General features: G+C 61.8%; 14 protein-coding genes and 2 rRNA genes. 10 read left to right on the forward strand and 6 right to left on the reverse strand.

Annotated features, from left to right (window positions below):
• Both IAE77_RS19695 and rrf read left to right on the forward strand, forming a co-directional pair.
• Nucleotides 1-973, forward strand: a 23S ribosomal RNA gene (locus IAE77_RS19695); the annotation flags it as partial.
• 139 nt (nt 974-1112) lie between these two features.
• Nucleotides 1113-1228, forward strand: a 5S ribosomal RNA gene (gene rrf / locus IAE77_RS19700).
• A gap of 290 nt (nt 1229-1518) precedes the next feature.
• Here rrf and IAE77_RS19705 read toward each other — a convergent pair.
• Nucleotides 1519-1866, reverse strand: coding sequence for a P-II family nitrogen regulator (locus tag IAE77_RS19705; RefSeq protein ID WP_294230362.1), 348 nt, complete (start codon nt 1864-1866; stop codon nt 1519-1521).
• Between the two features lie 206 nt (nt 1867-2072).
• Here IAE77_RS19705 and IAE77_RS19710 point away from each other — a divergent pair, with 206 nt between their 5' ends.
• A complete protein-coding gene (locus IAE77_RS19710) occupies nt 2073-2990 on the forward strand; it encodes a hypothetical protein (RefSeq protein ID WP_294230365.1) in 918 nt (305 codons plus the stop codon).
• Nucleotide 2991: 1 nt separating this feature from the next.
• Here IAE77_RS19710 and IAE77_RS19715 read toward each other — a convergent pair whose 3' ends face one another.
• Genes IAE77_RS19715 through IAE77_RS19735 form a run of 5 tightly spaced genes read right to left on the reverse strand, consistent with a single transcriptional unit; the run spans nt 2992 to nt 7319 of the window.
• Nucleotides 2992-3987: a glycosyltransferase gene (locus IAE77_RS19715; RefSeq protein ID WP_294230367.1), complete on the reverse strand. Its 996-nt coding sequence runs from the start codon at nt 3985-3987 to the stop codon at nt 2992-2994.
• 55 nt (nt 3988-4042) lie between these two features.
• Nucleotides 4043-4777: an ABC transporter ATP-binding protein gene (locus IAE77_RS19720; protein WP_294230370.1), complete on the reverse strand. Its 735-nt coding sequence runs from the start codon at nt 4775-4777 to the stop codon at nt 4043-4045.
• Nucleotides 4762-5436, reverse strand: a complete 675-nt coding sequence (gene modB, locus IAE77_RS19725) for a molybdate ABC transporter permease subunit (protein ID WP_294230373.1) — start codon at nt 5434-5436, stop codon at nt 4762-4764. Before modB ends, IAE77_RS19720 begins: the two co-directional genes overlap by 16 nt.
• Before the next feature lies 1 nt (nt 5437).
• Nucleotides 5438-6238 carry a molybdate ABC transporter substrate-binding protein gene (gene modA / locus IAE77_RS19730; RefSeq protein WP_294230376.1) on the reverse strand — a complete coding sequence of 267 codons (801 nt, stop codon included), beginning with the start codon at nt 6236-6238 and terminating at the stop codon, nt 5438-5440.
• Nucleotides 6239-6257: 19 nt separating this feature from the next.
• Nucleotides 6258-7319, reverse strand: coding sequence for a substrate-binding domain-containing protein (locus tag IAE77_RS19735; RefSeq protein WP_294230378.1), 1062 nt, complete (start codon nt 7317-7319; stop codon nt 6258-6260).
• A gap of 160 nt (nt 7320-7479) precedes the next feature.
• Between IAE77_RS19735 and IAE77_RS19740 the strand changes: the two genes are divergently transcribed.
• The 7 genes from IAE77_RS19740 to IAE77_RS19770 all read left to right on the forward strand — a co-directional run bounded on the left by IAE77_RS19740 (nt 7480) and on the right by IAE77_RS19770 (nt 14760).
• A complete protein-coding gene (locus IAE77_RS19740) occupies nt 7480-9444 on the forward strand; it encodes a TonB-dependent receptor (protein WP_294230384.1) in 1965 nt (654 codons plus the stop codon).
• Nucleotides 9445-9447: 3 nt separating this feature from the next.
• Nucleotides 9448-9915 carry a molybdopterin-dependent oxidoreductase gene (locus tag IAE77_RS19745; protein WP_294230387.1) on the forward strand — a complete coding sequence of 156 codons (468 nt, stop codon included), beginning with the start codon at nt 9448-9450 and terminating at the stop codon, nt 9913-9915.
• Nucleotides 9916-10004: 89 nt separating this feature from the next.
• Complete coding sequence (locus tag IAE77_RS19750; protein ID WP_294230391.1) at nt 10005-11339, forward strand: alginate export family protein; 1335 nt, start codon at nt 10005-10007, stop codon at nt 11337-11339.
• An 89-nt stretch (nt 11340-11428) separates the two neighbouring features.
• The gene (locus IAE77_RS19755) at nt 11429-11971 is read left to right on the forward strand and encodes an Rrf2 family transcriptional regulator (RefSeq protein WP_294230394.1); all 543 of its coding nucleotides are present in this window, start codon (nt 11429-11431) and stop codon (nt 11969-11971) included.
• Nucleotides 11972-11977: 6 nt separating this feature from the next.
• Nucleotides 11978-12169, forward strand: coding sequence for a YezD family protein (locus IAE77_RS19760; protein WP_294230397.1), 192 nt, complete (start codon nt 11978-11980; stop codon nt 12167-12169).
• A gap of 90 nt (nt 12170-12259) precedes the next feature.
• Entirely contained in the window at nt 12260-13699 is a 1440-nt protein-coding gene (locus tag IAE77_RS19765; RefSeq protein WP_294230399.1) for an alginate export family protein, read from the forward strand.
• Nucleotides 13700-13773: 74 nt separating this feature from the next.
• The gene (locus tag IAE77_RS19770; protein ID WP_294230401.1) at nt 13774-14760 is read left to right on the forward strand and encodes a sulfate ABC transporter substrate-binding protein; all 987 of its coding nucleotides are present in this window, start codon (nt 13774-13776) and stop codon (nt 14758-14760) included.
• Nucleotides 14761-14770: the final 10 nt, after the last annotated feature.

Genomic DNA, 14770 nt, shown 5'->3' on the forward strand with positions numbered 1-14770 from the left:
TAACGGTCCTAAGGTAGCGAAATTCCTTGTCGGGTAAGTTCCGACCTGCACGAATCGTGTAACGAGTTGTCCGCTGTCTCAACGAGGGGCTCAGTGAAATTGTAATAGCAGTGAAGATGCTGCTTACCCGCAGAAGGACGGAAAGACCCTATGCACCTTAACTGTAAGCTGTCACTGGTCGTTTGGTTTTCATGCTTAGCGTAAGTGGGAGGCTTTGAAGCGATACTTTCGGGTATCGCAGAGCCAACGATGAAACACCACCCTTGGGTATTGAACGATCTAACCGCAGTCCATGAATCTGGATGTGGGACCATGTCAGCCGGTCAGTTTTACTGGGGCGGTATCCTCCCAAAGAGTAACGGAGGAGCGCGAAGGTTGGCTCAGCGTGGTTGGCAATCACGTGTTGAGTGCATTGGCATAAGCCAGCCTAACTGTGAGACTTACAGGTCGAACAGATGCGAAAGCAGGCCAAAGTGATCCGGCGGTTTAATGTGGAATTGCCGTCGCTTAACGGACAAAAGGTACGCTAGGGATAACAGGCTGATTTCATCCAAGAGTTCATATCGACGATGAAGTTTGGCACCTCGATGTCGGCTCGTCGCATCCTGGGGCTGGAGAAGGTCCCAAGGGTCCGGCTGTTCGCCGGTTAAAGCGGCACGCGAGCTGGGTTCAGAACGTCGCGAGACAGTTCGGTCCTCTATCCTCTGTGGGCGCAGGAAAGTTGAGGGGTTTAATTCCTAGTACGAGAGGACCGGAATTAACGCACCTCTGGTGTTCCAGTTGTTCTGTCAAGAGCATCGCTGGGCAGCTATGTGCGGAAGGGATAAGCGCTGAAAGCATCTAAGTGCCAAGCCCATCCCAAGATAAGCTTTCCCTGAAGGATCGTGGAAGACTACCACGTTGATAGGCCGCGGGTGCAAGCGCAGTAATGTGTTCAGCTCAGTGGTACTAATCATCCGTTTGTCTTGCATTGCTCCATCTCAAATTAAAGCCTGGTTCCAAAGGCTCGATTCGAATTTTGTTTCTCCCTGTATGCAGTTGTCAGAGAACGTATCTCTGAAAAGTGTCGTCAGACCACGTTTCACCCATCATCGGATGACAGTGAGCCGCAGTCTGGTGACCATGGCACAGTGGTACCACCCGTTCCCATTCCGAACACGGAAGTGAAACGCTGTTGCGCCGATGATAGTATGGCGATAGGCCATGTGAAAGTAGGGCGTTGCCAGATTAAACAAAACCCCGCTTCTCAATGTGAGAAGCGGGGTTTTTTCTTGCTCCGAGATCACACATGTCGGTGTTTAGCCCATGTCGGAATCTCCTCTTCGGACAGAGCTGGTGAATACACACGCAGGAGAGTTCTCACCGAAACGAAACGTCACCGTGCGGGAAGGAACAGAGCCTGCTTCAGCAGGGCTCGCGAAGACTTCCCCACCAACCAACAAGTTCCATCAAAAGAAAAACCCGCCCCGACGATGAGCGCAGGGGCGGGCTTGAACGGACAGGTTGCTGGAAACAAGATCAGTTGCTGGCGACAGCATCGGAGCCACGCTCGCCAGTGCGGATGCGGATGGCGTCGAGCACGGCGCTCACGAAGACTTTGCCGTCGCCGATCTTGCCGGTGTTCGCGGCCTTGACGATGGCGTCCACCACAGTGTCAGCGCGGGCATCGTCCACGACGACTTCAATTTTGACCTTGGGGAGGAAATCGACGGTGTATTCACTGCCGCGGTAGATCTCAGTGTGGCCCTTCTGACGGCCGAAACCTTTGACTTCCACGACGGTCATCCCTTCGACTCCGACTTCGGAGAGGGCTTCCTTCACATCTTCAAGCTTGAACGGTTTGATGATCGCTTCGACTTTTTTCATGGTTAACGCAATTAGTAGTGTGGTTCACGAATTGCAACGATCAGAACCGTGGGATCTGAAATTCCCGGCCCAACCTTTTGCAAATCACTGCTTAAGCCGGAAGCGTGCCAACTCTCCAGGCCATTTTTTCACCCTGAGGCTGTCAAACCCTTGCGCCTTGGAGTGCAGCGTTGCAAAGGCCGGTGCCCGGCGTAGAACCTCCATCCATGTCCCGTTCCAACGTCCTCCTGGCATGCGTCTTCTCCTTCCTCGCCAGCGCCAACGCGCAAGACGGCACCGCCGTGGAACTGAAGCTGTACTGGCAACCCGGCCAGATCTACACCCAGGAATCGGACACTGACACGACCAATTTCCTCACCGCCCTGGGCAAGACCACCGACCAGAAACTCCGCCTGCACCAGACCACGCGCATCGCGGTGCAACAGTCAGCCCCAGGACAAACGGAGGCGAAGGTGACCATCGAGCACCTGCTGGGGGAGATGCATTACGAGGGGCAGAGCCATCTTTTCGATTCGAACAACCCGGAGGCCTCCCACCCGCTGCTGCGGCAGAGCTTTGGCAACAGCGCCGGGAAGAGCTTCACCCTGGTCTATGATGAGAAGGGGAACTTCATCGACGCCAAGGACACTGGCTCGATGGTCACCGGCGGTGTGGAGCCGGATCTGTCATCCATTGCCACCGCACGTCAGCTTGCGACACTCTACCGTCGTTCATTGGAGATGGGACTGCCCAAGATCCCGGTCCATCCCGGCGACAAGTGGATCTCCGATGAGGTGATCCCCTTTGCGCAGGCCGGCACGGTGCAGGTGAAGCTGAACGCGAAGTTTGACGGCGTCGTGGATCGCGAGGGCCACCAGCAGGCGCAGATCGCCTTTGAAGGCACAATGAAGTCGATGCGCGACAAGGACAGCACCGGCCGGGAGCTGCGGACGGAGCGCCCGGTCACCTTTGGCGACGATTCGAAGGTCAACGGCCACGTTTTCTTTGATCTGGACCGCCGGACCATCTCGCTCGCGGTCTTTTCCGCCACCATCCAGCTCAAGGTGGAAGGCAAGCCGATGCCCGTGCGCCAGCAGGTCACGACGAAGCTCGTTTCCATCAAGCCGGCCGTGCCGGTGAACTGATTCAGGCGGCCAGCAGGAAGTCGCGCCCTTCCTCCCAGCCCCGCACCTGGAGATGCGCGGCGATCGCCTCGCGCGCGCCGCGTGTGCCGACGCCGGCCACGATGAAGCTCCGCTCCCGCTCCGGCAGGTCATCCGCCAGGCGCACCACGCGTCCGTCGCGATGCTGGCCGCGCTTTGCCTCGTCCACATCGATGAAGCCGGTGATCAGCCCGGAAAGGCTGTCAAACCGCCGCCGGGTCACTCTTCCCGCGCCCCACAGCCAGATTTCGCGGCCGGCGGCATGCTGCTGCAGCCAGCGGCGCAGATGGAGGCCCTTCATCGCATAGAACGCATCCACCGAGTAGCGCCCGTCCGTGCGTGACAGCCGCTGCGGCGGATCATTCCACGTGAGCAATTCCGCGTCCACCTTCCCAAACCGAACACCCGCCTCCAGCCAGCGCAGCCACAGCTCGTAATCCTCTGGAAAGTCACCGTGGTGATAGCCGCCGTGCTGCGCGATCAACTCGCGACGAAACGTCACGCTCGGATGCGCGACGGGGGCTTCCACAAACCGGCGCAGGCTCATCGCCCCGTGATCCATGAGCGTGTTCACCCAGTCCACATGCGCCGCATAACCCGCCTCCGTGCCGCCAAACCGCACGCGGCAGGAAACGAGGCCGTGATCCCGCTTCTCCATCAGAAAGGCCCGCTGCAACTCCAGCCGGCGCGCGTCCATCACATCATCCGCGTCCATGCGGGCGACGAACTCACCGCGACACGCCTCACAACCGCGGTCGAGCGCCGTCGCGATGCCCAGCGCCGGCTGCCTCAGCAAGACGATTCGCGCATCCTGCGCCGCCAGCCGCTGCAACAGCGCCTCCGTGGCTGGTTGCGAGCCGTCATCGACGATCACCAGTTCCCAGCCCGCAAAGCTTTGCCCGCGCACGCTTTCCACCGCCGCAGCAACCGTCGCCGGCGCGTCGCGCACGGGCATGAGGACGGAAACGGAAGGCTGCATGCCGCACCTCTAAAAGGAAGCGCTTCCGGCGAAACCTCTTTTCGGACCGCTTTCGTCATCCAGACGCCACACCCAGCGCACGCGCCACCTCCGCGTTCGCAGGCCGCGTGAAGACCTCCTCCGCGCTTCCTGCTTGCTGCACTTTGCCGCCGTGCATCACCACGAGTTGATCGCCGAGCAGGCGGGCCTCGGCACGATCATGTGTGACGAGCATCACGGGAATGTCGAGCTCGCGAAGCTGCTGGCAGAGACCGGTGCGCAAGTCCTCGCGCAGGGCGGTGTCGAGCGCCGACAGCGGTTCGTCGAGCAACAGCAGACGTGGACGGCACACAACCGCACGTGCCAGCGCCACGCGCTGCTGCTGGCCGCCGGAAAGCTGTCGCGGGAACTGCTGCGCGACACCGCTGAGATCGTAACGCGTGATCACCGCCTCCACCCGCGCCTGGCGCTCGGCCTTGTCCAGCTTCGTGAGGCCGTACGCGATGTTCGCGGTCACATCGAGGTGCGGAAACAACGCGTAGTCTTGAAACACAAAGCCGATGCCGCGTTGCTGCGGTGTGAGACACACGCCGGCTTCCGCATCGAACCATGTTTCGCCGCCAAAATGGATCACGCCCCGCTCTGGGCGCTCCAATCCTGCCAGACACCGCAGCACCGTGGTCTTTCCGCAGCCCGAGGGGCCGAAGAGCACCGTCACGCTGTGCGCGCCGCCCGGCAGCCGCACGCCGCCATGAATGACCGCGCCGCCTTCGTAGTGCTTGATGAAATCGGCGGTCAGCGTCCTGGCCATGGGTGGAGAATTCGACGTTGAAGGGCGTAGGTGAGCGAAAGCACGGCAAAGGAGAAAAGCAGCATCGCCAGCGCGGTTTGATTCGCGGCGGAGTAGTTCAGCGCCTGCACCTCATCGTAGATGGAGACCGAGATCGTGCGTGTCACACCGGGCAGATTGCCGCCGACCATCAGCACCACGCCGAATTCGCCCATCGTGTGCGCAAAGCTCAGCACCACGCCCGCCAGGACGCCCGGCCAGGCCAGCGGCAGCACCACGCGACGGAACGTTCCAAAGCGTCCGACACCCAGGCACCACGACGCCTCCACCATTCGGCGATCCACCGTCGCAAACGCGCTCAGGAACGGCTGCACGGCAAATGGCAGGCTGTAGAGCACCGAGGCGACGAGCAACCCTTGGAACGAAAACGGCAGCCGCGCTCCGAACACGCTCTCATAAAAACGTCCCACCGGACTGTGCGGGCCGATCGCCATCAGCACGTAGAAGCCGAGCACTGTCGGCGGCAGCACCAGCGGCAGCGCCACGACGGCCTCCAGCAAAAAACGCCAGCGCCAGCGCGTGTTCACCAGCCACCACGCCAGCGGCAGGCCGAGCGCGATGAGAATGCAGGTCGTGCAGGCCGAAAGCCGCAGACTCAGGGTGATGGCCTGCCAGTCCATGTCACTTGGCGGGAAGCTTGAATCCGTGACGCTGCAAAACCTTGCCGCCGGCCTCGCCGAGAACGAAATCTCGGAACACTTGTGCCGCCGCGGCACTCGGCGTGCGCCTCACGATGACCATGCCCTGCTCAATGGCGGGAAACGCATCCGCAGGCACCTCCCACCAGCGGCCTTTGCCCTTCATCCTGTCTGAAACCGCATGCGAAAGCGCCAGAAAGCCGATGTCTGCGGCTCCGCTCTCCACGAACTGGGCAGTCTGCGAGATGTTTTCCCCCAGCACCAGCTTTGGCTCCGCCGGCTCGTAAACTTTGAGCGATTTCATCGCCGCCACTGCCGCCGTGCCATACGGAGCCAGCTTCGGATTCGCGATGGCGATCTTCTTCACCGCAGGATCGCTGAGCGCGGCGATGCCGAGCTTCTCCACGTCCAGCGGCGACGACTTCGGCACCCACAAAACGAGCCCGCCGACCGCATACGGCGACACCCGGTCATCCAGGGCGAGTCCCTCCTTCGCCAGTTTGTCCGGGTAATCCATGTCCGCGGCGAGGAACACATCGAAGGGCGCCTCATTCTGGATTTGCGCGAAGAAATGGCCCGACGAGCCATACGTCGCCTTCACCGTCACCTCCGGATGCGCGGCACTGAATTCCTTCAGCACGTCCTCCATCGCAAACTGCACGCTGGAGGCCACCGAGATCGTCAGCGTGGAGGATCCGGCCTCTCCCGTGGGATTAGACCCCGGTTTGCAGGCGGCGAGCACGCAGGCACACGTGAAGATGGAAAGGATGAGTCGTCGTTTCATCAGGATGGAGGCGGAATGATCAAATGGAGAGCATCTCGCCGGTGTGGCTCGCGTCGTAACCCGGCAGTTCATCGATCAGCCGCCGATGCGCACGGCTGCGCAGCAGGCGGATCAGCGCCTGGACGCGTGGATCACGCTCCATCGCCGCGGGAAAGCACAGATCGAGCGACTCATCGCGCACTGGCAGGAATCGCAGTCCGGCATCCTCGGCGCACAGCCGCACGCACACGCCCGCCTCCGCCCAGCCACCACGCACGGCCTCCACCACGGCCTGATGGCTCAGCATCACGCGCTTTGAATCACGCGGCTTGTCGAGAAGATCGTCCAGACATTCCCGCGCCGCCGATCCCTGCTCCCGCATCGCCCATTGGCGCACGTTCTTCGCGCAGGCCGACACGCTGCGTGTCGGAGCATCGCTCGGCAGCACAATGCCCTCCTGCCAGTCGGCGCTGCGCAGCAGGCGATAACCACCGCCAAGCTTCTCGCGTGCCGTCTCCGCATTGCGGTCCGGCTTCTCAACCGTCGACCGATGCAGCGCCGCCACATGCACCACGCCGCGTTTCAAAAGCTCCAGGGCCGTTCCACCCCCTCGCGAAAACGTCAGCAGCCGGAAACCTGACGCGGCGGCGTATTCAGCCGCCAGCAGTCCCGCCGCCGGGTCACAACCCGCCAGCACCAGCGTCTGCGCGGCATCCCAGTCGCCACGTTCATGCAGGACCTTGTCCCGGCAGATGCCGTCGTGTGCCCAGGCGCTTCCCGGCAGCGTCTCCACCGGATACAGCCACTTTTTCCCGCCCACTTCCGCCTCCCAGTAGCGATTGGCATCAAAACGCGGCTCCCAGGCCCAGGCGGAATCCTCTCCACGCTTCGATACGCCCGAGCTGAACAACTCCTCCACGCTGCACTCCAGCGCCTTCGCCACTGCCAGCGCCGCCGTGACCGACGGCGTGAGTCTTCCTGCCTCGATCGCGCTCACCGAGCTGCGCGGAATGCCCGACTGTGTCGCCAGCTCGTCCTGTGACCATTCTCTTGCTTTACGCCGCAGGGCAACCGGGTGGGGGCTGGATTTCAGGTCCGACATGATGCTGTCAGTAATGGTCCCGATGTTGCCGGTGTCAATTCACGTGATGGGCAGCCGCCAATCAACTGCGTGAGGAGTCCCGATGCCGGGTGCGCTATTTTACTTGATTGCTATGATCCTGTCCGTCTAAACCAGCATCCTGTCACTCCCGCGACTCGCCATGACTCACGCTCCCCGCCCTCTCCTTCCGTTGTTGTTCCTGCCCTTCTTCTCCCTCGCCGCCGCCGATCCGCAGCCTTTTGAGCTGGGTGAGGTCGTCATCACGGCCGACACCATCAGCGGCGCGGAGGCGATGACCACCCGCGTCACCGCCTCGGACATCCGCAAGTTTGAGCGGACCGACCTTTCCGAGGCGCTGCGGCTGAGCCCCGGCGTGTTTGGCAACAACAACGGCCCGCGCAACGAGTCCGGCGTGTATGTGCGCGGCTTTGACCTGCGCCAGACGCCTGTCTTCATCGACGGCATCCCGGTTTATGTGCCCTACGATGGTTATGTGGACCTGCGCCGCTTCTCGTCGGCGGACGTGGCGGAGATCAGCATCTCCAAAGGCTTCAGCTCCGCCACCTACGGCCCGAACACTCTCGGCGGGGCGATCAACATCGTCTCCCGCAAGCCGGAGAAGCCCTTCGAAGGCGATCTGCTCGGCGGCTGGATGCAGGAGGGCGGTTACATCGGCACGGCGAATCTCGGCTTCCGCAGCGAGCACTGGTATCTCCAGCTCGGCGGCTCCTTCACGGATGTGGACAGCTACCGCATGTCGAAGGACTTCGTGCCGACCGCGACGGAAAACGGTGGCACGCGGGACAATGCCTACCGCGAGGACTGGCGGGTGAGCGCCAAGCTCGGCTACATGCCGAACAAGACGGACGAATATGCGCTCGGCTACATCTGGCAGCGCGGTGAAAAGGGCAATCCCGTCTATGCCGGCAATCTGCCCGCCGCGCAGCAGCCCCGGCGCTTCTGGCGGTGGCCGCAGTGGGACAAGCAGACGATCTACTTCATCGGTCACACGCAGCTCGGTAAAGACACCTGGATCAAGGAGCGGCTCTATTATGATCGCTTCATCAACTCTCTCTTTGCCTACAACAATGCGGCCTACAACACGCAGAACCCTCCTGCAGGCTTCCAAAGCTACTACGATGACTACACGCTCGGTGGCAGTCTCGAGTTCGGCACGAAGCTGAGCGACAAAAACACGCTCAAAGCCGCGCTGCATGGCAAGTTTGACCGCCACACCGAGCACAACCAAGGTGCTCCCTACTACACCTTCGAGGATCGCGCCTACTCGCTCGGCATCGAGGACACGCACCAGTTCACCGAGCGCTTCAGCGTCACCCTCGGAGCCAGTTATGACCGTCGCGACGTGCTGGAGGCCGTGGACACGAACAACGGCAACGGCCTCGGCGGCGACAGCTTCTCCGCCTTCAATCCGCAGCTCGGCCTCTTCTACAAACTGCCGGAGCGTGGCACCTTTCACGCCACCGTCGCGCAGAAGAGCCGCTTCCCCACCATCAAAGATCGCTACTCCTATCGTCTCGGAGCCGCCATCCCGAATCCCAACCTCGAACCCGAACGCGCCGTTCATTACGACATCGGCTACGACGGCAAAGTGGCGAAACATTTGAGCATCCATGCCAGCCTCTTCGCCGCGATGATCGAAGACACCATCCAGCGCGTGGCCAACGTGCTCCCCGGCACCTTTCAGCTTCAAAACGTCGGCAAATCGCGAAACCTCGGCACGGAGCTCGGCTTCGACTACAAACCCTGCGATGCCCTCCAACTCGGCCTGAACTACACCTATCTCGACCGCAAAAACATCAGCCAGCCGCAGGTGAAGCTCATCGACACGCCACGTCACGCACTCTTCACCTACGCGGACATCCGCCCGGTGAAATGGCTCAGCATCATCCCCAGCGCCGAATACAGCAGCGCCCGCTGGGCTTTGACCACCGGCGCGGAGGTCGGAGCCTATGCCGTGATGAATTTGAAAGCCGTCGTGCGGCTCCCCGGCGAGACCACCCTCAGCTTCGGCGTGAACAACCTCGCCGATCGCAACTACGCCGTCACCGAAGGCTACTTCGAGGCCGGCCGCACGCTCTTCGCCAACCTCCAGCTCAAGTTTTGATCCATGCGCACGCTTTTTCTTCTCCTCGCCTGCTGCCTGCAAATCCATGCCGCCGACCTCGTCGTCCAGATCGGCACTGAAAAGCCGCTCACCGTTAAAATGAGCGATTTGGAGCTGCTGCCTCATCAAACCGTCAAAGCCGCTGACCATGGCGGCAAAGAGGCCACCTGGACCGGCGTGCCGCTTTATCAGGTGCTGCAATTCGCCGGCGTCAGCTTTGGCGACAGCCTGCGCGGTCCCGCGCTCGCTCAATACGTCGTCGTAACCGCCAATGATGGCTATAAAGCCGTCTTCGCCCTGCCGGAGCTCGACCCACGCAGCACTGACGATCCCGTGTTGCTGTGCGAATCGATGAACGATGCCGCTCTCCCTGCCGATCTCGGCCCTTTGCGGATGGTGTTGCCAAAGGAGAAGCGCCATTTTCGCTGGGTGCGGAACGTGGCGAAGATCGAAGTGCGAAAGGTCGAATGAGGCGGGAGGCGAAACTGTGCTGGCAATAGGACGGGGCTGCTTCAGCCTGAGACTTCATGCACGCCCGCCCGCCTGCTTTCCCGTTTTCAATGATCACCCTCCTCATGGCGTGGACCGCCTTCCATGCCCATGCAGAAACCGCCTTCAAACCCGCCGTCACACGCAGCACGGCGGCCAACCGCATCGCGGAGAGGCCGGATTACGCGCATGCGCTCGGCGGCGAATGGCGCTGGCTGGAGGCCGGCTTTGAATCGCGCACGCGATACGAGGTGCGCACGAACGACTACACCTCCGGTTTGCTAAGCGATGATGCGCTGGTGACGCGCAACCTGCTCTACCTCGGCGTGAAGACGGCGCTCGATCCGTTGCGGATGGTGGTGGAACTCCAGGATTCGCGCCACTTCTACAGCGATCGGCCCCAGAACCCGAACCTCTCGGACACGCTGGAGCCGTTGCAGGCTTATGCGCAGTTGTACTTTGAGGACGTGGTCGGCGCCGCGCCGCTGAGCCTCAGCTTTGGCCGCATGGCCTTCGACTGGGCCGACCGCCGTCTCATCTCCCGCAACCGCAACCGCAACACCATCAGCGCCTTCGACGGCATCCGCCTGCGAGTCGCCCACGAAAACGCGCCCTGGGAGATCGATGCGATCGCCATGCGGCCGGTGACGCGCAACATTCAGCATCTCGACCAGTCCAGCGACGACCTCAGGCTCTACGGCCTTGCCGGATACTGGCGCGGCTGGTCGCCGCACGTCGTGCTGGAGCCGTTCTGGCTCTGGCTGGATCAGCGCGAGGCCGCCATCACCGCCCAACGCAGGAACCTGCACACGCTCGGTCTGCACGCCTTTGGTCAATGGGGCGGGGGGGATGCCTGGGACTACGATCTCAGCCTCGCCGGGCAGTGGGGCTCGTCCGGCGGACTCACGCACCGCGCCATCGCCGCTCATGCCGAGGCTGGTCACACCTGGAGCGCCGCGTGGAAGCCGCGTCTCGCCCTCTGGCTGAACTACGCCAGCGGTGACAGCCGCCCCACGGACAGCAGCAGCCAGCGCTTCGATCCGCTCTACGGCGCCACCTACGCCTTCTATGGCTACACCAGCTTCTTCGCCTGGCAGAACATCATCAACCCCGCCCTGCGTCTCAGCTTTCAACCAGCGAAGACGCTCAAGTGCGAGGTCATGCATCGAGGCATCTGGCTGGCTGCCAGCAACGACGCCTGGGTTCGTGCCGCACGACGCGATGCCACGGGCGGCAGCGGCAGCTACGTCGGCCAGGAGCTCGATCTGCGCCTCGTCTGGCAGCTCAACACGCATTTCGACATCGACCTCGCCTACGCGCACTTCTTCCCCGGCACCTTCGTCCAAAACACCGGTGCCTCGCCCCCCGCGAACCTGATGCAGATCGCGGGAACGCTGCGGTTCTGAGCACGGGCGTGCGAGACATCGCTGATCAAAGGCGCATAACTTCTAAATTCCTACTTGCGGAGTGTATATTGGAAGTGAATGTATTGGGCATGAGACTTACCAAACGAGGAGAATACGCCCTTCGAACCCTGATCCGGCTCGGCATTGCTGACCGGCAGGGAGAGGGTGTCATTTCGGTCTCGACGCTCGCGGATCAGGAGCGGCTGCCGTTCAAGTTTCTGGAGGCGATCCTCTTTGAGCTGCGGCAGGCGGGTTATGTGGAAAGCCTGCGCGGCAAGCACGGCGGCGCACGGCTCGCGAAGCCGGCGAAGTCGATCAAGATGGGCGATGTCGTGCGGCTGATCGACGGCAAACTCGCGCCCATCGGCTGCGCCAGTGAGACAGAGTATGAAAAGTGTACCTGCCCCGACGAGGAGCACTGCGGGCTCAGGATGCTCATGATCGATGTGCGCAATGCCATCGCGAACATCCTCGACCGCTACACGCTCGACCACGTCGTCGAGGTCACGCTGCGAAAACAGGAGCAGCAGGCCGCCGCGACACGCAAAGCCGCCAAAAAGAAGACTTCCAAAACCCTCCACGCTGATCCCGCCGACGGCTTCCTCGCCGCGCTGCTCTCACCCGCCACCTGACGCGCCATGAGCCAGACCCTTGCCCCATCTTCCATCGAGCCCTGGCTCGAAATCGTCCGCCAGAAAGTCGCCGCCATGCGCTTCGGTTCCGTGCAGATCGTCGTCCATGAAGGACGCGTCACGCAGGTCGAGAGCACGGAAAAGACGCGCTTCGCCGCGGATGAAGCTCCCGCCCCACGCCGCGCCTCGCGGCCTTGATCCCTTTCCGCCTACTGCACCCGCAGGGGCCTCCGAAAACACTCTTGCTGACGCCGACCGGACCACCGGAAGCCGACGCCCGCAAGAACCATGCACCTCAACGCCAAGCACCTCAGAAAACGATCCGTCCCATTCCTCGCCACCCTCCTCCTGATCGCCGCACCGGCCTTTGCGGAGGACTATGAAGCTCCGAAGCTCTCGCGAGGCACCTTTTATCAAAATCCGCTCAGCTACAGCACCACGCGTGATCCTGATCCGCCGAAGTATGTGCGCAATGTGAGCGAGCTCGGCATCGACTCGCTGCTGAACGTGAACTGGCTCGATGTGGGCCTCGATTACCGCTTTCGCTACGAGTATCGCGATGACGACATCCGCCGGGCGCAGGCGGGCCTTGATGAGCCGTGGCTGCACCGCACGCGAGCCTACATCGGCATCAAGGAAATCGCTGATCCCTTCCGCTTTGCCGCAGAGTTGCAGGATTCGCGTCGCTACAACTCAAACTACCCGCGCGACAACCGCGATGTAAACGAGTTCGAGTTCATCCGGCTGTATGGCGAGCTGTACTTCAAGGATCTGCTCGGTCACGATGCCATCGGCAATCCGCGGCCGCTCAGCATCCGCTACGGCATTCATAACTTCGAGTTTCTCGACCGCCGTCTGCTCGGCAACAACCAGTGGCGCAACACCGCGAACACCTTCCAGGGCATTCACGCCAGCCTGGGGCAGGAGAGCAATGACTGGCAGATCGATCTGCTCGCAGTGCAGCCGCTGTATCGCAGCCAGTATCGCTGGGATCGGCCGGTGGAGCAGCAGTGGCTCTACGGCGTGATCGGTCACTGGCGGAAATGGCCGGAAATCGTCACGCTGGAGCCTTACTACCTCGCTTTGAGCCAGAGTGCGCATGCAGGAGTCGCGGAGCGATTCGTGCACTCGCCGGGGATTCGGGCTTACGGCATCGTGGGCAGCACAGGCTTCGATTACGACACGAGTTTCACCTATCAATTCGGTCGCAATGGCTCGCGTTCGATTCGTGCGTTCGCGTATGTTGGCGAAATCGGCTACACTTGGGCCACGAACCCGTGGAAGCCGCGTTTCAGCCTCTTTTACGGCCACGCCAGCGGCGATCGCGATCCGAATGACGCCAAGGACAACCGCTTCGAGCGCCTCTTCGGCTTCGGACGGCCGTGGTCGGCGAATGACTACATCGTGTATGAGAACATCAGCACGCCGAAGGCACGCGTGGAGTTCAAGCCGCGTCACGATCTGCGCGTCGATTTCGGCTACAGTTGGTATTGGCTCGCCAGTGACAAGGACCGCTTCGCCGGTGCCAACAACGTCCGCGACGTGACGGGCCGCAGCGGCGGCTATCTCGGCAGCGAGTTCGACATCCGCGCCCGCTACGCCTGGAGCCCGAAGACCGAGATCATCGTCGGCTACGCCCACTTCACGAACGGCGGCTTCATCGAAAACAACGTCCGCCGCGGCGACACCGACTTCGCCTACTTCGAATTCAACCACCGCTTCTTCTGATCTCCCACCTCTCACATCTCACTTCTGACATCTCACCACTCCATCACTCCAACTCTCCACCATTCCATCGCATCATGAAAACCGCCTTTACCCTCCTCACCACCGCCCTCCTCGCCCTCTCCGCCTCTGCCGCCGATTTCGAGCTGCTGAACGTCTCCTACGACCCCACGCGTGAACTTTACGCCGAGTTCAACAAAGCCTTCGCGAAGCACTACAAGGCCACCGCGGGCAAAAAAGTCAGCATTGACCAATCGAACGGCGGATCGGGCAAACAGGCTCGTGCGGTCATCGACGGCCTGGAGGCCGATGTCGTCACGCTGGCGCTTGCGGGCGATATTGACGTCATCGGCAAGGAAGCCGGTCTCATCGCTCCAGATTGGCAAAAACGCCTGCCAAACAGCAGCGCACCCTACACGAGCACGATCGTGTTTGTCGTGCGGAAGGACAATCCGAAGGGCATCCAGGACTGGGACGACCTCGTGAAGCCTGGCGTGAATGTCGTCACGCCGAATCCGAAGACCTCCGGCGGTGCGCGGTGGAATTACCTCGCCGCGTGGGCTTACGCACTGAAGAAATACGGCAGCGAGGCCAAAGCGAAGGACTTCATCGCTGCGTTGTTCAAGAACGTGCCCGTGCTCGATACCGGCGCTCGTGCCGCGACGACGACTTTTGCGCAGCGCGGCATCGGCGATGTGTTCCTCTCCTGGGAAAACGAGGCCTGGCTCATCCAGCGCGAGTTTCCCGGACAGACGAAAATCGTGATCCCCTCACTGAGCATCCTCGCCGAGCCCACCGTGGCCGTGGTGGACAAGAACGCCGAGAAAAAAGGCACCGCCGAGGTCGCGAAGGCCTATCTCGAATACCTCTACACGCCCGAGGCGCAGGACATCATCGGCAAGCACTACTACCGCCCGCGTGATGCCGCCGCCGCCGCGAAATACAGCGCCCGCTTCCCCAAGCTCACGCTCGTCACCATCGACGGCGACTTCGGCGGCTGGGGCAAGGCGCAGAAGAAGCACTTCGATGAAGGCGGCATCTTTGACCAGATCTACCAGCCGTAAGTAAAACGAA

Source organism: Prosthecobacter sp., from assembly GCF_014879935.1.
Classification (GTDB): Bacteria; Verrucomicrobiota; Verrucomicrobiia; order Verrucomicrobiales; family Verrucomicrobiaceae; genus Prosthecobacter.

Bases quoted from the DNA above. Each gene is read 5' to 3' on its own strand.
- IAE77_RS19705 (WP_294230362.1), bottom strand. From the start codon at position 1,866: ATGAAAAAAGTCGAAGCGATCATCAAACCGTTCAAGCTTGAAGATGTG.
- IAE77_RS19710 (WP_294230365.1), top strand. From the start codon at position 2,073: ATGTCCCGTTCCAACGTCCTCCTGGCATGCGTCTTCTCCTTCCTCGCC.
- IAE77_RS19715 (WP_294230367.1), bottom strand. From the start codon at position 3,987: ATGCAGCCTTCCGTTTCCGTCCTCATGCCCGTGCGCGACGCGCCGGCG.
- IAE77_RS19720 (WP_294230370.1), bottom strand. From the start codon at position 4,777: ATGGCCAGGACGCTGACCGCCGATTTCATCAAGCACTACGAAGGCGGC.
- modB (WP_294230373.1), bottom strand. From the start codon at position 5,436: ATGGACTGGCAGGCCATCACCCTGAGTCTGCGGCTTTCGGCCTGCACG.
- modA (WP_294230376.1), bottom strand. From the start codon at position 6,238: ATGAAACGACGACTCATCCTTTCCATCTTCACGTGTGCCTGCGTGCTC.
- IAE77_RS19735 (WP_294230378.1), bottom strand. From the start codon at position 7,319: ATGTCGGACCTGAAATCCAGCCCCCACCCGGTTGCCCTGCGGCGTAAA.
- IAE77_RS19740 (WP_294230384.1), top strand. From the start codon at position 7,480: ATGACTCACGCTCCCCGCCCTCTCCTTCCGTTGTTGTTCCTGCCCTTC.
- IAE77_RS19745 (WP_294230387.1), top strand. From the start codon at position 9,448: ATGCGCACGCTTTTTCTTCTCCTCGCCTGCTGCCTGCAAATCCATGCC.
- IAE77_RS19750 (WP_294230391.1), top strand. From the start codon at position 10,005: ATGATCACCCTCCTCATGGCGTGGACCGCCTTCCATGCCCATGCAGAA.
- IAE77_RS19755 (WP_294230394.1), top strand. From the start codon at position 11,429: ATGAGACTTACCAAACGAGGAGAATACGCCCTTCGAACCCTGATCCGG.
- IAE77_RS19760 (WP_294230397.1), top strand. From the start codon at position 11,978: ATGAGCCAGACCCTTGCCCCATCTTCCATCGAGCCCTGGCTCGAAATC.
- IAE77_RS19765 (WP_294230399.1), top strand. From the start codon at position 12,260: ATGCACCTCAACGCCAAGCACCTCAGAAAACGATCCGTCCCATTCCTC.
- IAE77_RS19770 (WP_294230401.1), top strand. From the start codon at position 13,774: ATGAAAACCGCCTTTACCCTCCTCACCACCGCCCTCCTCGCCCTCTCC.